This is a genomic window from Ancylothrix sp. D3o (genome assembly GCF_025370775.1).
GTDB lineage: Bacteria > Cyanobacteriota > Cyanobacteriia > Cyanobacteriales > Oscillatoriaceae > Ancylothrix.
Genome location: NZ_JAMXEX010000001.1, coordinates 943,422 through 961,514 on the forward strand (window position 1 = coordinate 943,422; position 18,093 = coordinate 961,514).

General features: G+C 44.5%; 18 protein-coding genes. 7 read left to right on the forward strand and 11 right to left on the reverse strand.

Features of this window, described 5'->3' with window-relative positions:
• Positions 1-33: 33 nt before the first annotated feature.
• Together NG798_RS03950 and patD are read right to left on the reverse strand one after the other, a co-directional pair.
• Positions 34-786, reverse strand: a complete 753-nt coding sequence (locus NG798_RS03950) for a bifunctional 2-polyprenyl-6-hydroxyphenol methylase/3-demethylubiquinol 3-O-methyltransferase UbiG (protein ID WP_261220476.1) — start codon at positions 784-786, stop codon at positions 34-36.
• A gap of 138 nt (positions 787-924) precedes the next feature.
• Positions 925-1,284 carry a heterocyst frequency control protein PatD gene (patD, locus tag NG798_RS03955; protein ID WP_261220477.1) on the reverse strand — a complete coding sequence of 120 codons (360 nt, stop codon included), beginning with the start codon at positions 1,282-1,284 and terminating at the stop codon, positions 925-927.
• Positions 1,285-1,643: 359 nt separating this feature from the next.
• Between patD and NG798_RS03960 the strand changes: the two genes are divergently transcribed.
• Positions 1,644-3,908, forward strand: a complete 2,265-nt coding sequence (locus NG798_RS03960; protein ID WP_261220478.1) for a bifunctional (p)ppGpp synthetase/guanosine-3',5'-bis(diphosphate) 3'-pyrophosphohydrolase — start codon at positions 1,644-1,646, stop codon at positions 3,906-3,908.
• Positions 3,909-4,180: 272 nt separating this feature from the next.
• On the opposite strand, the gene NG798_RS03965 is transcribed toward NG798_RS03960, so the two are convergent.
• On the reverse strand, positions 4,181-4,612 hold the full coding sequence (locus tag NG798_RS03965) for a DUF2809 domain-containing protein (protein ID WP_261220479.1): 432 nt from the start codon (positions 4,610-4,612) through the stop codon (positions 4,181-4,183).
• Between the two features lie 219 nt (positions 4,613-4,831).
• Between NG798_RS03965 and NG798_RS03970 the strand changes: the two genes are divergently transcribed.
• The 3 genes from NG798_RS03970 to NG798_RS03980 all read left to right on the forward strand — a co-directional run bounded on the left by NG798_RS03970 (position 4,832) and on the right by NG798_RS03980 (position 7,604).
• Positions 4,832-5,632: a TPM domain-containing protein gene (locus NG798_RS03970; RefSeq protein WP_261220480.1), complete on the forward strand. Its 801-nt coding sequence runs from the start codon at positions 4,832-4,834 to the stop codon at positions 5,630-5,632.
• Between the two features lie 128 nt (positions 5,633-5,760).
• A complete protein-coding gene (locus tag NG798_RS03975; RefSeq protein WP_261220481.1) occupies positions 5,761-6,390 on the forward strand; it encodes a precorrin-8X methylmutase in 630 nt (209 codons plus the stop codon).
• Between the two features lie 410 nt (positions 6,391-6,800).
• Positions 6,801-7,604 carry a pentapeptide repeat-containing protein gene (locus NG798_RS03980; RefSeq protein ID WP_261220555.1) on the forward strand — a complete coding sequence of 268 codons (804 nt, stop codon included), beginning with the start codon at positions 6,801-6,803 and terminating at the stop codon, positions 7,602-7,604.
• A gap of 175 nt (positions 7,605-7,779) precedes the next feature.
• Here NG798_RS03980 and NG798_RS03985 read toward each other — a convergent pair whose 3' ends face one another.
• On the reverse strand, positions 7,780-9,048 hold the full coding sequence (locus NG798_RS03985) for an aspartate aminotransferase family protein (protein WP_375338940.1): 1,269 nt from the start codon (positions 9,046-9,048) through the stop codon (positions 7,780-7,782).
• 294 nt (positions 9,049-9,342) lie between these two features.
• On the opposite strand from NG798_RS03985, the gene NG798_RS03990 reads away from it, so the two are divergent.
• Positions 9,343-10,410, forward strand: a complete 1,068-nt coding sequence (locus NG798_RS03990; RefSeq protein WP_261220557.1) for a TrkA family potassium uptake protein — start codon at positions 9,343-9,345, stop codon at positions 10,408-10,410.
• 62 nt (positions 10,411-10,472) lie between these two features.
• Here the strand turns inward: NG798_RS03990 and NG798_RS03995 are convergent, their stop codons facing one another.
• From NG798_RS03995 to NG798_RS04010, 4 genes are all read right to left on the reverse strand, one after another.
• Entirely contained in the window at positions 10,473-10,679 is a 207-nt protein-coding gene (locus NG798_RS03995) for a glycogen debranching protein (RefSeq protein ID WP_261220482.1), read from the reverse strand.
• Positions 10,680-10,735: 56 nt separating this feature from the next.
• Positions 10,736-11,029, reverse strand: coding sequence for a hypothetical protein (locus NG798_RS04000; RefSeq protein ID WP_261220483.1), 294 nt, complete (start codon positions 11,027-11,029; stop codon positions 10,736-10,738).
• Positions 11,030-11,115: 86 nt separating this feature from the next.
• Complete coding sequence (locus NG798_RS04005; protein WP_261220484.1) at positions 11,116-11,610, reverse strand: GNAT family N-acetyltransferase; 495 nt, start codon at positions 11,608-11,610, stop codon at positions 11,116-11,118.
• A gap of 37 nt (positions 11,611-11,647) precedes the next feature.
• The gene (locus NG798_RS04010) at positions 11,648-12,646 is read right to left on the reverse strand and encodes a sigma-70 family RNA polymerase sigma factor (RefSeq protein ID WP_261220485.1); all 999 of its coding nucleotides are present in this window, start codon (positions 12,644-12,646) and stop codon (positions 11,648-11,650) included.
• A gap of 645 nt (positions 12,647-13,291) precedes the next feature.
• On the opposite strand from NG798_RS04010, the gene priA reads away from it, so the two are divergent.
• Complete coding sequence (gene priA, locus NG798_RS04015) at positions 13,292-15,982, forward strand: primosomal protein N' (protein WP_261220486.1); 2,691 nt, start codon at positions 13,292-13,294, stop codon at positions 15,980-15,982.
• 46 nt (positions 15,983-16,028) lie between these two features.
• Here priA and NG798_RS04020 read toward each other — a convergent pair whose 3' ends face one another.
• Together NG798_RS04020 and NG798_RS04025 are read right to left on the reverse strand one after the other, a co-directional pair.
• On the reverse strand, positions 16,029-16,214 hold the full coding sequence (locus tag NG798_RS04020; protein WP_261220487.1) for a hypothetical protein: 186 nt from the start codon (positions 16,212-16,214) through the stop codon (positions 16,029-16,031).
• Positions 16,215-16,380: 166 nt separating this feature from the next.
• Positions 16,381-16,638 (reverse strand): hypothetical protein, encoded by a 258-nt coding sequence (locus NG798_RS04025; RefSeq protein ID WP_261220488.1) that lies wholly within the window; start codon positions 16,636-16,638, stop codon positions 16,381-16,383.
• Between the two features lie 380 nt (positions 16,639-17,018).
• Between NG798_RS04025 and NG798_RS04030 the strand changes: the two genes are divergently transcribed.
• The gene (locus tag NG798_RS04030; RefSeq protein WP_261220489.1) at positions 17,019-17,567 is read left to right on the forward strand and encodes a DUF2854 domain-containing protein; all 549 of its coding nucleotides are present in this window, start codon (positions 17,019-17,021) and stop codon (positions 17,565-17,567) included.
• A gap of 17 nt (positions 17,568-17,584) precedes the next feature.
• On the opposite strand, the gene NG798_RS04035 is transcribed toward NG798_RS04030, so the two are convergent.
• Positions 17,585-17,842, reverse strand: coding sequence for a chlororespiratory reduction protein 7 (locus NG798_RS04035; RefSeq protein WP_261220490.1), 258 nt, complete (start codon positions 17,840-17,842; stop codon positions 17,585-17,587).
• Positions 17,843-18,093: the final 251 nt, after the last annotated feature.

An 18,093-nucleotide genomic window follows, 5' to 3' on the forward strand; every position in this document is an offset into this window, starting at 1 on the left:
TAAGCATCAAAAATAAATTAATTAATTTCCTATCTACTCCGCATCCGTCCACTTTTTATAACAACGAGCCGTAATAAAATAAGGCGAAAAAACCTCAAGAAAATTACGCTGAAGTGTCCGAAAAAACCTCTCCACAATTTGCGGATCATCGTGGTGAAAAGGGAACTCCTGATTAAATCCTTTAAAAAAATACCAATTCAGGATAATTTTGCCTTCAGGCGACAATTTTTTATGAAACTCCAACAACTGCTGACTCGGATCTGGTAAATGCTCAACCACATCAAAACAGATAATAGTATCAAAGCTTTCTGAGCTAGGAAGTTCATCACAACAAACAACTTTCTCCTCCAAACCCAAAAGAGAAACTCGCTGCTTGACAAACTTCAAACTCACCGGATTAATATCACAATAAATTACTTTTTCAACTTGCGGAGAAAGCGCCGCCCCAATGGTATGAGTGCCAATTCCCCCACCAAAATCTAAAACCCGACCTTGCGCCTGAGCAGCAATTAATAATAAAGTTTGACCAATATAATCTTGGCTGCTTAAATGCCAAGCCCCAAGCTCAAATAAATAAGCCTCTCCTACTTTTTCTCGATAAAAATCCGTAGCTTTTTCCCAATCAAAATCACGCCGGCCTATTTCTGCTAAATTTTTTTGACCGGCAGCAAGTTTAATATCTATCGCGTCATAATCAAGCTCGGCAAAATCTGCAAGATGTTGTTTTAAGTGGAAAGCATTTTGCCAATAACCACCTAAAAATTCTGGAATTGGAAAAACAGACATCAGGTTTTCTCTCAATATCAATCAAGACACAAGGGCTGGCAACAGCCAAACGTGAGGCTGAGCGCCACAGCATCTTGACAATCATATCACGGCCCGAATTTTGTTTTAATTAGGCTGGTGAGAATTGCCTGCACTTACCTATTCTTGGAGACTCAAAACCGCTTCACAAAATCTTTCCACCAGTGTTAGCCGCTCACGCATCGTCGCCAACCTGCCCGCCACCGTCGTCTTTGAGCGAGAAACCGCCAAAAACATCACATCCGTTGCCAATAACCGCAATTGCTTGTGAATCTCAGTTTGGTAAGATCGCACCTTACCTTCGATAGTTTCCGACAACTGATCAACCGGCAACCCCAAAATTTCCGCGCCAAAGAATTCTTGCACAGCTTTGAGCGCTTGTTTAATCAGCAAACCGTCTTCGGTTTCCACACTTTGGCTCATAGCCGACAGGAGAGCCGTAAATTCTTGGTAGCGCTGGCTGTAAACATCTTTAAGCATAATTTCAATAAATTTGTCTATATTGTAAGAAAGTCATTTTTAAATCTCGATAAAGCTTATAGGATTTCTTGAGCAATGCCATTGCTTTATGCGAAAACCAGGAGGGGCGGGTATGCCTACGGCACGCGAAGCCAACATAAAGGATGTTTGTCTTAAGCATAAATCTAGTAAGAACCCGCCCCTAGTTGTCAATATCGCTTTTGCAAAAAGCAACCCTCTTGTTTTACCCCAGCAAGCCAAGCAGAAATAACCATCCTTCAAAAATTTGTCTGTATCCTTGGCTACATAAATGACGTAAGATTGGACATCCCTTTCTTATTCCGTCAGGTATTCTTAGCCTTTAAGCACGAACCAATCCTATGAACACCGCCGTCACTACTTGTCCAATTCAGTTTAACGTAGACCTGCCCGACTGGTTACAATCTTGTCTGCTCTCAGAACGCAGAGCTACCAATGAAGTCGCCCTCGCCGACAACTCCTTGATCTGTCGAGCGTTTGAGTTTGCCTACCAGCTACACGAAGGGCAATGTCGCAAGTCGGGTGAACCTTATATCTGTCACCCCATTGCGGTTGCTGGCTTATTGCGCGATCTGGGGGGAAGCCCGGCGATGATCGCTGCGGGTTTTTTGCATGATGTTGTGGAAGATACCGACGTCACTCCTGACGAAATTGAGCAACGTTTTGGTGTGGAAGTTCGGCATCTTGTCGAAGGTGTAACAAAACTTTCTAAATTTACTTTTTCTAGCAAAACTGAGCGTCAAGCTGAAAATTTCCGGCGAATGTTTTTAGCAATGGCTAAAGATATTCGCGTCATTGTTGTTAAGTTGGCTGATCGGCTTCATAACATGAGAACCCTCGAACATTTAGCCGATGAAAAACGCCGCAGTATTGCCCTAGAAACCCGCGAAATCTTTGCCCCGTTGGCAAACCGGCTGGGGATCGGTCGTTTTAAATGGGAATTGGAAGATTTATCTTTTAAGTATCTTGAACCAGAACAATATCGTCGCACTCAAGAATTAGTTGCGGAAAAAAGAGCCGACCGGCAAGCAAGATTAAATGAGGTTACAGAGATTTTGCGACGCCGCCTTGAGGAGGTGGGGATCAATTGTAGTGAACTCAGTGGCCGGCCCAAGCATTTGTATGGAATTTACCAAAAAATGCAGCGTCAGCAAAAAGAATATCATCAAGTTTATGATGTTTCAGCTATTCGGATTTTGGTAGAAACGAAGGATGAATGTTATCGTGCTTTAGCTATTGTGCATGATGAGTTTCGCCCGATCCCAGGCCGGTTTAAAGATTACATTGGCTTGCCAAAACCAAACCGTTATCAGTCTTTGCACACCGGCGTTATTGGTAGCAGCGGCCACCCTATAGAAGTCCAAATTCGCACTCTGGCTATGCACCAGGTTGCCGAATACGGGATCGCTGCTCACTGGAAATATAAGGAAACGGGATCAACTCCTACTCTGGTAAAACCAGAAGATGAAAAATTTACTTGGTTGCGCCAACTTTTGGAATGGCAAAATGACCTCAAGGATGCTCAAGAATATCTCGAAAGTGTTAAAGATAATTTGTTTGAGGATGATGTTTATGTTTTCACTCCCAAAGGCGATGTGTTTTCTTTAGCCCAAGGTGCAACGCCGGTAGATTTTGCTTATCGCATTCATACAGAGGTAGGAAATACTTGCACCGGCGCTCGTGTTAATGGGCGCATGGTAACGTTAGATACGGTGCTGAAAAATGGCGATATTGTGGAAATTTTGACGCAGAAAAACGGTCATCCAAGTTTAGATTGGTTGAATTTTGTTGTCTGTGCCGGTGCGCGTAACCGTATTCGTCAATGGTACAAGCGATCCCACCGCGATGAAAATATTTGTCGCGGACGTGAGTTGCTAGAAAAAGAGTTAGGAAAAAGCAGTTTTGATAGTCTCTGCAAGTCGGAACCTATGCAGGCGGTGGCGCAGCGATGTAATTATCAAAGTGTTGAGGATTTGCTGGCCGGTTTGGGTTATGGTGAAGTGACTTTAAATTTGGTGGTCAATCGTTTGCGCGATGGTGTTAAGGGCAAGCAACCTATCACCACCGATATTGAAGTTTTACCGCCTTCGACGGTTTCCCAAAAAGCTCTACGGGAAAGTGTGCCGGCGTTTCGCACTAATAAGTCTCCCATTATTGGGGTTGAGGGCTTGCTGCATCATTTGGCGGGATGTTGTCACCCTATCCCTGGTGAACCCATTATGGGCATTGTGACTCGCAGCAGTCGCGGAATTTCTATTCATCGCCAAAGTTGTCGGAATTTAGAAACGGTGGATGGGGATCGCTTGGTGCCGGTGAGTTGGAATACAGCTACGGAAACGCAACGTCCTCTAACTTACCCGATTGATGTTCAAATCGAAGCGCTTGATCGTGTGGGTGTGCTCAATGATATCTTGTCTCGCCTTAAGGATGACAATATCAATGTCCGCAGTGCAATGGTGAAAACTTATCCGGGGTTTCCGGCTCTGATTAATCTTTGCATTGATGTGCGCGACTTAAATCAATTGGAGCGGACTTTTTCGCAAATTAAGAAAATGAGCGATATTTTAAACATCCGTCGCCTCAATGAGTCTGAGCGCTTAAATTGATTTTCTTACCGAAATCAACGCTACACAAAACCACCAAAGTTTACGGGGAAAACGGCCCAAGCCTGCCGGTGTCCCCAAAACTTGTTATCAAGAGTGTTTAACCGGATTTATGAAAATCTTACTCGCCCAAGACCTTACAGGCATTGCTCTGTAGCTTTTTAAAAATGTACTTTTCCGGTTGAATAATCTGGATAGACTTTCTCGGCTAACTTCCATAACTGCTCACCGGCATTTCTCTCGCCTACCGCGAAAAATTGTGAGATATATACTTTTTAAGAAAAATTTGCTAACAAAAGCTTTTTGTGAAGATATCTTAGCCAAAGCCAAGTGAGAAAACAGCCGATGAAATAATAGGGAAAATCAGCCCACACAAAAGTCGTCCCCAGCAGCAATTTACCGGCAAAAGTCGCCCGGATAACCTGTAAAAACGGCGGTTTCCACAATTGGAGAAATTCCACAAGACAAGTAACAAAAAAAACACCCCCAGAGACTTTTGCCGGCGAGAGTTCAGGCCAGACAAACACAACAGCACAGATCCAAAACGTCTCATAAAAAATATCGCCGGCAAAGCCATTAACCCAATCATACCCTGGCCCTTTGTAAAACTTACTTGCCAACCCCAACACACTTACAATAACCATCGTTACGAGAAGGCAGAGACGATAAGTGAGAATTTTTTTATATTTAAAGCGATTTTTGATCATTGGTTATAGCGCTTGGCGAAAATTGGCAGCCCCCAGGGGATTTGTAAAGATTTGAGACACTAGAGAGTCGGCCCAACCCCCTGGGAAGCAAGCATTTACGACAAAAAAGCCATTTTTCATCCCTAGTCCCTTAAAAAAGTGTAAAGAAATGTTATCTTTTTATTAATCTTTAAAACGATCCTTAACAGTCCAGCCGCAAAACCCATAACAGAAACACCAATGAAACAGTCCTTTCCCCAAAGATTCCTGGTATCCATTGCCGCGCTGTTCGCAGCCATCTCGTTTTGGGCCATTGCCCCCGCAGCGCAAGCCTACGACAACCCAGAACTCCTGCCAGAGTATCAAACTCCCATCATTGACTTAGCCAAATCTCTGACAGAGAATCAAGAAAAAGCCTTGAGCAAAAACTTAGAAGACTTTGAAGCCCAAACCGGCTATAAGTTAAGAGTCTTAACCCAATATGACCGCACCCCTGGCTACGCCGTCAAAAAATACTGGGGACTAAACGAAAAAAGCGTCTTAATCGTAGCCGACTCACGCGGCGGTAATTTATTAAACTTTAACGTCGGCGATGGCCTTTATTCTTTGCTACCTCGTACCTTTTGGGTAGAACTGCAAACCCGCTTCGGCAATCAATTCTTTGTGCGGGAAGAAGGCGAAGATCAAGCAATTATACAATCTATAGAATCGATTACAAGTTGTTTGCGTCAAGGTGGTTGTAAAGTTGTCCCCGGCCTACCGCGAGAGCAATGGATTCTCACATTAGTTACCTCGGTCATCGGTGGTTTGGTTTTAGGCGTTGCAGCCCAACCCCGCGACGGCAAACTGTTTGCATGGCAGTGGGCGCTGATTTTTTCGCCGCTGTGGGGCATTTTGTTTATTGCCTTTGGCATCGGGCCGGTGATCAGCCGTACCTCGGAGTGGTTGCCGCTTTTCCGCAACGTGATCGGGTTTGTGCTGGGAATTCTGGTGGCATACCTGACGCCCATTCTTAGCCAATCTTCCGCCTCAGAAACTTAAGGGTCATCGGTCAGTGGTCATGGAGCATTAAAAAAAATAGGATCATCAATAATCAGTCAAAATGATTGACCAATGACTACTGACAACCTGATAAGCTGAAAGCTAAAAGCCAAAAGCGGAAAGCTATCATGGAATGGCACCTTACAGATGCTCAAAGTTTGGGAATTATTGACCGCGAAATTGGCGATCATGCTTTCTCACCGGCAGAATATGAAATTGTCCGCCGCGTTATTTACGCAACGGCTGACTTTGAGTACAAATCATTAATTCGTTTTTCTGATCAAGCCTTGCAAGCCGGTGCCGCCGCCCTCGCTGCTCGCACCACCATTGTTGTTGATGTCCCGATGGTACAAGTCGGCATCGCCCCTCAGATTCAAAGCACTTTTGCTAATCCTGTTTATTGTAGCGTCGAAGCAATCGTGCGACCTCAAAAAGAAAAAAGTCGCTCCGCTTGGGGAATAGAAACTCTGGCGCGGCGCTATCCCGAAGCAGTTTTTGTAGTCGGACAGTCGCAAACTGCCTTAACAACTTTAGTTGAATTAATCGAACTTGAGGAAATTCGACCGGCCCTTGTGATTGGCACCCCGTCGGGATTTGTCGATGTTGATGTCGCCAAAGATCGCTTAAATGACTCTTTAGTGCCGCACATTCGCATCGAAGGGCGCAAAGGTAGTGCTGTAGTGGCTGTGGCTGTGGTCAGTGGCTTGGTAGACCTGGCATGGCAAGCCTACGGACAAGAAACCAAGGTCGGTTTATAACTCTAGGGTTTGAGACTTTTTTACCGGCCGGTGGGCAATTAAAAGCCGCCGGTGTACTGACTATCAATCATCGGGCAAAGCCTCTTCTAAACATATACCTATAGGTTTAACCTCAATAGACCCGGTTTTTTTTAACAAACCGGGTTTTTTTATGCCTTCCCCCAAACAACCAAAACAACCACAAACTGTAACGTTTTGCAGCGCAATTCCGGATCTCCGACGTATTTTTTAGTATTTCAGAGCTATTGATTTGATTTTTGTTTATGATGGGGAGACAGAGATGAGGGGTCTTACCCCTCACCCCCAGTTTAAACCAATCAGAGCCAAAAAATCTTGGAGCAAAAGCCTCCAAGTATTTGACAGAAGAAAAAAGAACAATGGCGGTCTATAGCGCACAGGGACAAAAAAATATGGCTGGAAATAGCGCACACGTCAAACGGTTGCTGCAAACAAAACAATGCCAGGGAGGCGATTTAAGTGAAGCAAACCTAGCTCAATTAAACTTGAGCGGAGTAGACCTCAGCGGTGCAAAATTAATGTTTGCCAACCTGCACGGTACCAATCTTAGCAGTGCAAACTTAAGTGGGGCCGACATGAGCTTTGCCAACCTAGTCGCCGTTGAACTGATCAACGCAGACATGAGAGGCATAGACGGCAAAGGAATGAACCTGCTCGATGCCAAACTTAACAACGCCAACCTCAGCGGTGCAGACTTGGGATTTGCTAACTTTGTCAATTGCAACTTACAAGATGCCAACCTCTGCGGCGCAGACATGGATGGAGCCAACTTAATAGGAGCCAAACTCAACAATGCTAACCTAAGCGGAGCAGACCTTGGTGGAGCCAACTTAGGACACGCAGAATTAATCGCAGCCAACCTATCGAATGCAGATTTAAGTGACGCTCGCTTAGTCGGAGCAGACTTAAGTGATGCCAACCTCAGCGGCGCAAACTTAAGCTGCGCCAACTTACTCAACGCCAACCTCAGCGGCGCAAACTTGATCGGGGCAGATATCAGCGGTGCAAACCTTGCCAATGCAAAGCTGGACGGTGCAATCGGATTTTACATCGAAAGTCAGGGCGGGAGCCGCCGGCCAGAACCACACACAGCAAGCAATTCTTATACAACTCCCCCCTACGTCAACTTTCATAGCGCCAACCGATACAGCACAAACGCCTCAGTTTTGGGTTTACCCCACCCCGGATTACCTTAAACTTACAAGCAGCCAAAATAAAAAGGCAAAAGATTTAACTATCTCTTTTGCCTTTGATGTTTTGAGTTATTAGGTTAAAAGTCCTTACTGGAAAGTCAAAAGACTAAACTAATGAAGTTGTAGAATTAACAAGCAACCAAATTGCCAGCATTATTGACTTTTCACACTTAAGCGATTATTTTGTCAACGTAACCAGCGCTTTTTCCAAAGCCTGCAAAGCACTCTCAACTTCCTCAGCGCTAACAATCAAAGGCGGTACAAACCGTATCACCTTCGGGCCGGCCGGCACCAACAACAAACCCTCATCCATCGCAGCCTTCACCACTTGCGGGGAAGTCAGTTCAACCTCTGGCTTTAACTCCATGCCATTAATCAAACCCCAACCGCGCACCTCAGCAATCAAATCTGGAAATTTTTGGGCAATGGTAGACAAACCGGCCCGCAATTGCTCACCGCGTGCCCGAACATTGCTTAAAATATCCTCATTTTCCAGAGTTTGACACACCGCCAACGCCACCCCAGAAGCAAACGGATTCCCACCAAACGTACTCGCATGATCTCCAGGCTGGAAAACATCACAGCGAGACTTACACATCATTGCACCGATAGGAATTCCGCCACCTAAACCCTTAGCCGAAGTAAAAATATCCGGTTCAATACCCAGATTTTCATACCCCCAATAATGGCCGGTGCGACCCATTCCCGCCTGCACCTCATCCATAATCAACAAAATGCCCTTTTCATCGCAAATTTCCCGAACCCGCTGGAAATAAGCCACATCCCCCGGACGCACACCACCCTCACCTTGCAGCGGTTCCAACAAAATAGCAGCCAACTGACGCTCACCGCTATCTACAGCCGCCACCATTTCCTCAAGCGCCTCAATATCGTTATAAGGCACATAAACAAACCCAGGCATCAACGGGTCAAAATTCTTTTGATACTTAGGCTGGCCGGTTGCCGTAATTGTCGCCAAAGTCCGCCCGTGAAAACTCGCCTGCGCCGTAATAATCACAGGCTGCCGAATATTCAAAACTGTATGAGCATACTTGCGGGCCAACTTAATCGCACCTTCGTTAGCCTCAGCCCCAGAATTGCAGAAAAACGCCCGATCCGCACAAGAATGCTCAACCAACCACTTCGCCAACTCACCCTGCTCACGCACATAATACAAATTAGAAACATGATGCAGCTTAGAGATTTGGCGAGTCACAGCCTCCACCATCGCCGGATGAGCATAACCAAGCGTACAAGTAGCAATACCGGCCACAAAATCCAAATACTCACGATTCTCCGTATCCCAAACCCGACAGCCGGCCCCTCGTTCCAAAGTGAGAGGAAAACGAGCATAAGTCGTCATCACATAGCCATCAAAGTCTTGCTGGGTAAACAAACGCGGCTCAGCCACCCCAGGCAATTTCTCAACAAGCGTTTCTAAACTCACAGACAACTCCTAATAAACTTTCAAACTTTCGATTTATTTAACATAAACCTCATCTTAAGATATTAACCAAGGCATCCAACCTAAAATAATTCAGCAACCACCGGCTTTTATGCAGCCAAGCCATCACAGACTTGCAAACACCGCAACCCTCTCTTTTTTAATCATTAAATATTTGTCTTCAATTCGCTAAACGAGCCTTTTTGGCATCTAAAATCCCAGCGCCTAAAATCTCAACTCTAAAACGTAAGTAGTGCCTTGACACAAAACCGCAGCCCCAACCCCCCCACCACATCCCTGTACACCCCACTCGAAGAAAAATATCAACGCCTCCAAAAAGAACTCATAGCCGGTGGCGTTGGCTTCGCCGGCATCATGCTCCTCGGCACTTTGTGGTATCACTTAATCGAGGGATGGTCGTGGCTAGATGCCATTTACATGAGCGTCATCACCCTTGCCACCGTTGGCTTTGGCGAAACCCGGCCCTTGGGAAGCCGAGGCCGAATCTTCACCATTGCCTTAATATTGTTAGGAGTCATTAACATTGGATACATGGTCAATCGGTTTACCGAAGCCCTGATTCAAGGTTACTTTCAAGAAGGAATTCGATTACAACAGCAAAAACGCTTGATAGACACTCTTTCTGACCATTACATTCTCTGTGGCTTTGGGCGCACCGGCCGGCAAATTGCCTCCGAATTCAAAGCCGAAAGCATCCCCTTTGTGATCGTAGACTCTGATCCCAACCAAATCAAAACCGGGCAAGAACTGGGTTACATCGTTTTGCAAGGCGACGCCACCCTTGACGAAACCCTCCACCGCGTCAAAATCGAAACGGCTACCTGCCTAGTAGCCGCCTTACCCTCCGATGCCGAAAATCTCTACACTGTTCTTTCTGCCAAGACATTAAACCCCAATGTCCGAGCCATTGCCCGCGCTTCCACCGAAGAAGCCTTATTAAAGCTGCAAAGAGGCGGAGCCGATGCCGTTGTCTCCCCCTACATCACCGGTGGTAAACGCATGGCAGCCGCCGCTCTACGCCCGCAAGTGATGGATTTTGTAGATGGTATTATCACCGGCGCAGATCGTTCATTTTACTTAGAAGAATTCCTCATCGACGCTCAAACTTGCCCCTGCGTTGGTCAAAGCCTGCGCGAAGCCAAACTCAGATCCCAATCAGGTGCTTTAGTTTTGGCCATTCGCCGCGCTGACGGAACCTTGATCGGGGGGCCAATGGCCGAAACCCGCATTATGCACGGAGATTTATTTATCTGTATGGGAACCGCAGAGCAACTGCGAGAACTCAATCAAATTCTCGACCCCATACAGTCGCCTAAATTACGTTTACCGAAAAAATTTAAATAGGGATGTTTATATGGAGGGATGAAAGGCTGACACCGGCACCCCTCGATTCCAAAACAAAATCACTAAGAAAGCTTCAAAGCACTCACCGGCACTTCATCCCAAGACTCGACAGTTCGCAAACGTGCTTGCCAACCTTTTTGTCTTTGCTCTTCGGTTAAATTCCGCTCAAAAGAGTCATGGCACTCTTGAGCTTGAACTTCATCACAACAAGCAATACAAGCATAAACAATCCCTACTGGATCGAGTTGTTCATTCACCCAAATAGTCATACATCACCCTTAAAAACTAAGTTTTAAAAAGTCCTAAAGTTGTTTCTAAACTAATCTTAACGCATTAAGAAAAGCGCCACCGGCACAAACAAGACCGGCAAAGCCGTTACAATAGCCGCCTGACGCAGATACTCCTCCTTTTTTAACAAAACCCAAGCCCGAACTGAACAAAAAATAAACAACAAAGACCAACCACCCATCACCCCAATCGATCCTTGTAAGCTTGGCAACTCACCCCCTTGAGAATTTGCTACATTTGCCCCATAGCCAATAATCAAAACCATCGCCGCCAAAAAAATTGTAGCAATTGCCTGAGAAATGAAAAGCCAAAACCGAACCAAAAAAACCATACTTTGTCCCAAAAATGTAGCCTAAATTAGCCTAAATATTATACTAATAGCAACCGTAATTCTGCGCTAGTCTGTCTAAACAAACTTCAAAAATTCGCCTCAGCTAAGGAAGACAACCCCGCGCCAGTTACTCGACAAATACGCCAATCAGGCAAAATATCTGCACCAATTTTTCGATAAAAACCAATTGCCGGTTCATTCCAATCAAGCACACTCCATTCCAACCGGCCAAACCCGCCATCCACAGCCAACCGAGCCAAAAAACGTAAAAGTTCCTTTCCTATTCCCTTTCCGCGATACTCTGGCAAAACAAACAAATCTTCCAAATAAATCCCCGGAAGAGTTAAAAATGTAGAATAGTTATAAAAAAACAAAGCGAACCCCACAACGTTGTCCTCAACTTCTGCAACAATTGCGTCAGCATAAGGACGAGAGCCAAACAAATGTTGCTCTAAAGATTCTGGAGTGCCGGTGACGGTATGAGATAACTTTTCATATTCCGCCAAAGCGAGAATCAGGCTAAAAATGGCCGGCACATCTGCCGGTGTAGCCTTGCGTAAAATCCAGGGTGCGTGGGACACTTTGAATTTATCCAATAATAACTGATAGCTAAATATTTTACCGCAACCAGGATTTCAAACGCTTAGCAACTTTTGGTAATCTTAATTTTCGCATAGCTCTGGCTTGAATTTGGCGCACCCGTTCGCAGGAGACATTAAACAACTCGCTGACTTCATTTAATGTACAAGGCTGGCCATTTGTCAAGCCATAACGCATAGTTAGAATATCTTGTTCGCGTTTTGAAAGCAATTCGCCAAGGACTTCTAGTAATTCTTCGCGGCACATCATTTCATGGAGATGCACTTCGGGAGAGACGTTGTGATTATCTTCCAACAACTCCATTAATTCAGCAGATTCGTCCTCTCCTACTCTTTGATTCAGCGACAAAGATTGCATTTTTGCTTCTTGGAGTTGGCGCACTTGTTTAGCTGAAATATTTAAGGCTTCGGCAAGTTCTTTTTCTGAGGGTACTCGTTGCAAAGTGTCTGATAATTGGCGATGAATTTCTTTATATTTATTGATTTGCTCAATAATGTGAATCGGTAAGCGGATGGCGCGGGAATAATTAGCAATGGTGCGAGTAATTCCCTGACGAATCCACCAATAAGCATAGGTAGAAAATTTATAGCCTTTATCTGGATCAAACTTTTCTGTAGCTCTGTTTAATCCCAATGCTCCCTCTTGAATTAAATCTTGAAACGGGACTCCCCGGTTTAAATATCGTTTGGCAATTGACACCACCAGACGCATATTTGAGCCGATCATTTTTTGTTTGGCGCACCGGCATTTTTGCCACCGTTGCAACAGTTGACTTTCGGTTAAATTTAATATTTGGGCTAGTTCGAGTCGAGTGGGAACTCTGTTTAACTCTAGGGTTAATTTTTCTTGCAGTGCTTCCAAAGCAACTAATTCTTGGACGCACTTTCCTAATGTGGTTTCTTCTTCGGGAGTTAAAAGTGGATATCGTGACATTTCCCGAAACAATGCTTTTACCGAGTCATCTTTGGCGCGGTTATCAATAGCATAGGAATTTTGACGAGTGGCTGTATTTTTCATTTGATGGGCCTCCTTTTGTCAGCGCTAAAGCTGGAAAAGCCGTTCGCTTTGTTACTTAGCCAGCCAGTTGAGAAAGTTTGGATTACCAATTTTTTGCGCCGCAAAAAATGACAATTCTTAGAGATGAAAATTTGGGCATTCAGTGGTGGATTTTAAAAAACCACAGATGAACACAGATAAATAGGATAAATTTAAGAGTTTGGCAATCTTGTCTATTTCTCTTGTTTGCCATCATATCACAGTTTTCTCAAATTCTGTGGGTACTTCTGCCGGCAAGGAATTTCACCAAGCAGACTAGCAGTACGGACAATTTTAGTTTCTATTTCTTAGGATAGAAATTCTCGGCAATAATGTTTATTTTTATTGAGTTTTTTAGCTAAATTTTAATTTTAAAAGCTCAAATATGAAAATATAAAAAATTTTGTGAAGTTTAGGGAATAGAACAAATCCTTTTTATTAGCAAAACGGCGAAAACATTGCTAACACTACGGAATAACCAGTCTAGCAATCGGGGCCGGTGTTCAAAATTCCCATAAAACAGGATAATACTCAAAGAGCCAATGCTACCCCTAAAATTAAATGTCGTAAACCGGCCCCAACAAAACCTAGTGGCCCCTCAACCCTCCCTAAACCAAAAAGAGCGTTATGTATAACCTCAAAAAAACTGATTTGACCACCGGCACCCCCAAAGAAGCAGGCGCACCGTACAGTTCAGAAACAAAAGTTGTCGCAGAACCGGCCAGCTTTTATGGAATTCGTGCGGGGGAAAGTCAACAAAAATGGGTTGAAGTATTAGTAAACTGTCCAAAAAATCCCTATAATAAATCTCCTCAAAACTCCGCAGAAATCGCTGATGAAGACAGCGAAGAAATCAACGAAGCTGAACAACAATCAGACGAAGAATTACAACTTTACACCTATAGCATACCGGCCGGTTTAGAAGTGCAACCGGGTAACATTGTAATCGTCCCGTTTGGCAGCCAACAACTAAGCGGAATTGTTATAAATTTTACATCTCAAATACCCGCCAACTTAACCCCAGATAAAATCCGAGAAATCAAAGAAGTAATAGCCGAAAAATTCCTCTCCCCAGCTTATTTACAACTTTTACAACAAGTCGCAAATTACTATTGTACCCCACTGATCAAAGTCATTCGCGCCACCATGCCACCAGGATTATTACCAAAATCCCAGGAACGCATTCGTCTTGCCAAAAACATCCCCGCCGATGTGAGTTTATTTCTGCGTAGTAAAAGCGCTCAAGATATCCTAAAATTATTGCAAGCATCCCCCAGCAAAAATCTCAGCAAGAAAAGAATAAAATCCCTAATCAAAGGCGCAGAATACGGTTTACAAGACCTCTTAAAACGCGGCTTAGTAGAAACCTATCAAGAATCTGCAAAACCAATTAAAGCAAAACGACAACTCGCCGTTACTTTAATTAACGATGCCTTTACAACAGACCTCACCGCTAAACAAAGAGAAGTATTAAATTTTTTGCGTCGTGCCGGTGGCGAAATGTGGCTAACAGAATTGCTAACAGAAAGCAATGTCACCAAATTAGTAGTTAACAACTTGGTTGAAAAAGGTTGCGTAGATATTAACGAACAAGAGAAATTAAGAGCACCGGCCTTACCAACCCAAACCCCAGACCAACCCAAAACCTTAACCCCCCACCAAAAACAAGCCCTAGATGTTATCAAAAACCTCACCGGCTACGCCAAAATTTTACTACACGGAGTCACCGGCTCCGGCAAAACTGAAATCTATCTTCAAACCATCGCCCCCATTTTAGAAAGCGGAAAATCAGCCATTGTATTAGTCCCAGAAATTGGCCTCACGCCCCAACTCACAGACCGATTTCGGGCACGTTTTGGAGACAAAGTTTTTGTTTATCATAGTGCCCTTGGCGCCGGTGAACGCTACGATACATGGCGACAAATGCTACAAGAAGAAGCAAAAATCATCATCGGCACCCGTTCCGCCATATTTTCCCCTTTACCTAATCTTGGTGTAATTATCTTAGATGAAGAATACGATAGTAGCTTCAAGCAAGACCAACCGGCCCCCACCTATCACGCGCGCACCGTCGCCAAATGGCGCGCCGAACTTACCAACTGTCCCCTAATACTAGGTTCCGCCACCCCATCAATCGAAACCTGGCTAGAAATAGCTCCCCAAAATTCTCAACCTTCCCCCACCCCATCCCCAAATACCTATTATCTTTCCTTACCACAACGAGTCCACGCCCGCCCTTTACCGCCGATTTCAATTATTGATATGCGGGAACAATTAAGAGATGGAAACCGCTCAATATTTAGCCGCCCCCTACAAGACGCTTTCCGCCAACTTCAAACCACGAAACAACAAGGAATTTTATTCATACACCGGCGCGGGCACAGTACCTTTGTCTCTTGTCGTAGTTGCGGATACGTCATCGAATGTCCCAACTGTGATGTATCTCTTTCCTATCATTTTGGAGCAGAAACAGAAACATCATCTCTCTCAACCTTTAACGGCTTTCTTCGCTGTCATTTCTGCGGTTATAACAGCCTACAACCCCAACGTTGTCCCGAATGCGAATCTCCCTATTTTAAACATTTTGGCACCGGCACTCAGCGCATAGAACAAGAATTAGCAAAACAATTTCCCCAACTACGAGTCATCCGTTTTGACAGCGACACCACCCGCACAAAAGACGCCCACCGGCAAATTCTCACCCGTTTTAGCAATGGCGAAGCCGATCTTTTAATTGGCACCCAAATGTTAACCAAAGGCTTAGACTTACCCCAAGTTACCTTAGTCGGAGTCATCGCCGCCGATGGATTACTGAATTTACCCGATTATCGCGCCTCTGAACGCGCCTTTCAAACCTTAACCCAAGTTGCAGGACGTGCCGGTAGAGGTAACGATCCTGGTAAAGTGATCATTCAAACTTATACACCAGAGCATCCCGTCATTGAAGCCGTACAGCGTCACGATTATACCGGCTTTATTCAAACGGAATTAAAAGAAAGAGCAGCCCTGGGATATCCACCCTACGGACGTTTGGTGTTATTGCGATTAAGTGGAGTTTCCGAAACAGACACCGAACAAACAGCAGGAAGGTTAGCAGAATTATTACAAACGACCCTTGATAGTGCGATTAATTGTGAGATATTGGGGCCCGCACCGGCCCCAGTCATGCGCGTTGCCAACCGTTATCGCTGGCATATTTTGCTGAAATATCCGCCCCAGGCAGGAAATTACTTTTCCAATTTCTCTCAATTGCGCTCACTTTGCCGCGCCGCATCCGTGAGCCTCACAATTGATATTGACCCGTTAAACTTAGGTTAAAAAGAAAGCCGGTGAGAACATCAAAAAACCAACAACCAATAACCCTTTAATAAACGATTTCCACATCAGGAAAAGTGCGCTTAAAATCCTCCAGCAAATCATCCATTTCTTCAAGGGCTTGATTAACATCAATACGCAAAGTCCCCAGGTTTGGTTGTTCGAGAAGCCGCATCAAAACCTCCCGCTGGGTAGCAATTTTGAGAATGCGCTGTTTGAGAGTTTGCTCGTCCATCTGTTAATACCTTAAAAGCGTTTATGGTGCTTTCACAAGCATAGCATCTAGCAAAAAAGCTCTTAATATAGCTCTGAGTAGAATAATTAACAGAGCGCTTTTTCAATGTACAGTCTAAAATCAAGGCATCTAAAATGCTATAAGCCGGCACTGAAACCTGGAAAATTTAACGCAAAAAAGGCGGACGCTTGGGTTCCGAAGGCTTATTTTTAATCATTTCCGCCAAAAACCGTTTAAGAGCCTTTTCCCGATTTTTCATAAAAGCCGCCCAAAACCCAGGGTGAAATTCATCCATTGTTTTAGCAAGCGCCCACACATCCACAGCCAGAATATTATACAACATCTCATCTTCGCGCTTGAGAGACTTAATTTCCTCCATCAAAGTATCTTTAGGGAGACTTTGCCCGTTGCGATCTTTAATCATGTCAGTTACTCGCTTAATTAATAAACAATTATAGAAATCAGGAGCAGCCAGAACCAGCCTGGATCACTTTACTTTGATAATAAGGGTAGTTTTGGGAATTGTCGTTAAAGATTCTTAGAAAAACTTGCACAAAAAGCTGATTTTTGTAAAGATTACCAAGGCCGTGACCCTCCGCCCGACATCCCCGCGCCATTGCCAGCCCCCACCATTCAACATACCACCCCCATAGAAAATCAAGACTAACGCACCCAGGGCCAAAAACCCGGTTTCTGCCTTTATATTTCTCGACTCAACCGACGATTTTTAAGAGAAACTGATTTTTTTGCGTAAGGCGTAAGGATAATAAAAACTACAGGAAAATAAAAAAGGAACGCGCCAATATGTTACTACCCTCCTTGGGAACCTTGGGATTAAGCGTAGGCAGTGTTTTAACCGTCGTTGGCTTTTATGCCTATTTCACAAACAACCCCACCTTAAACCTAGCAGGATTTTTTTACGGAATCCCCGTTTTACTGGGGGGTTTAGCCTTAAAAGCAGCCGAACTCAAACCCGTTCCTTTAAGCCAACCCACAACCCCAGAAATTATCGCCCTGCGAGAAAAACAAGCCACCCCCACCCAACTACAAATTCGCAAAGACGTCACCAGATACCGCTACGGGCAAGAAGCCCATCTTGACGAAGCCCTCGCTCGCTTGGGACTCAGCCCCACCGATGAAGAAAGACCGGTATTGCGAGCCTTACGAGAAACCGAGATAGATGCAGCATATACCTTGATTTTGGAATTTCACTCACCGTTGATTTCCCTGGAAACCTGGCAGCAAAAACAAGAAAAAATCGAGAAATTTTTCGGGCCCGGTGTGCGGGCTACAATTGAGCAGCCGGCCCAAAATCAAATCGAATTAGCATTAATTACCGCCATTAGCGCTTAAAAAACTTGGCAGGAGGGCTATTTTTCCAACCGAACCGCATACCATTGCAAAAACTGACCCGGCCCCACATCGAGATCGCAATTCGTATCTAACAAATACTGCACCTGGGCATCAAGCGAGGTAAATTTTTGTAAAGAATGCGGTAAAGTATCTTGACATTTTGCCAAAATTGACTTCAGCTTTTCTCGCAGTTCATCGGCTGTGAGAAATTGCTCCGGTTGGTTGGTTTCTAAAACCACAAAGTGGTCTTCCCGATACATAAAAGAATCTGGCATTTTTGTTTGGGGTTGTTTTTGAGCGATATTTACCTAATTTAGCTGGAATTTGAAAAAATCTAACCCAGCCCAGTTTCACCCTTAATCGCAGACCCAACCAGCAAAGCGAAATTCTCAAGTCTATATAGCACATCACCGAGGCAAAAATTCAGGCAATTAAATCTTAAAATTAATTTGTTATTTTGAGATAACTAACCTTTTAGATTTATCCTTCGGACAAGCCATTAAACAAGTTCATCACTCCTCCGCTG

Excerpts from the sequence above, each read along its gene's own strand:
- NG798_RS03980 (WP_261220555.1), top strand. The coding sequence starts at position 6,801 with ATGGCTGGAAATAGCGCACACGTCAAACGGTTGCTGCAAACAAAACAA.
- priA (WP_261220486.1), top strand. The coding sequence starts at position 13,292 with ATGTATAACCTCAAAAAAACTGATTTGACCACCGGCACCCCCAAAGAA.
- NG798_RS04020 (WP_261220487.1), bottom strand. The coding sequence starts at position 16,214 with ATGGACGAGCAAACTCTCAAACAGCGCATTCTCAAAATTGCTACCCAG.
- NG798_RS04025 (WP_261220488.1), bottom strand. The coding sequence starts at position 16,638 with ATGATTAAAGATCGCAACGGGCAAAGTCTCCCTAAAGATACTTTGATG.
- patD (WP_261220477.1), bottom strand. The coding sequence starts at position 1,284 with ATGCTTAAAGATGTTTACAGCCAGCGCTACCAAGAATTTACGGCTCTC.
- NG798_RS03995 (WP_261220482.1), bottom strand. The coding sequence starts at position 10,679 with ATGACTATTTGGGTGAATGAACAACTCGATCCAGTAGGGATTGTTTAT.
- NG798_RS04035 (WP_261220490.1), bottom strand. The coding sequence starts at position 17,842 with ATGCCAGATTCTTTTATGTATCGGGAAGACCACTTTGTGGTTTTAGAA.
- NG798_RS04010 (WP_261220485.1), bottom strand. The coding sequence starts at position 12,646 with ATGAAAAATACAGCCACTCGTCAAAATTCCTATGCTATTGATAACCGC.
- NG798_RS03960 (WP_261220478.1), top strand. The coding sequence starts at position 1,644 with ATGAACACCGCCGTCACTACTTGTCCAATTCAGTTTAACGTAGACCTG.
- NG798_RS03970 (WP_261220480.1), top strand. The coding sequence starts at position 4,832 with ATGAAACAGTCCTTTCCCCAAAGATTCCTGGTATCCATTGCCGCGCTG.
- NG798_RS03975 (WP_261220481.1), top strand. The coding sequence starts at position 5,761 with ATGGAATGGCACCTTACAGATGCTCAAAGTTTGGGAATTATTGACCGC.
- NG798_RS03950 (WP_261220476.1), bottom strand. The coding sequence starts at position 786 with ATGTCTGTTTTTCCAATTCCAGAATTTTTAGGTGGTTATTGGCAAAAT.
- NG798_RS04030 (WP_261220489.1), top strand. The coding sequence starts at position 17,019 with ATGTTACTACCCTCCTTGGGAACCTTGGGATTAAGCGTAGGCAGTGTT.
- NG798_RS03965 (WP_261220479.1), bottom strand. The coding sequence starts at position 4,612 with ATGATCAAAAATCGCTTTAAATATAAAAAAATTCTCACTTATCGTCTC.
- NG798_RS04000 (WP_261220483.1), bottom strand. The coding sequence starts at position 11,029 with ATGGTTTTTTTGGTTCGGTTTTGGCTTTTCATTTCTCAGGCAATTGCT.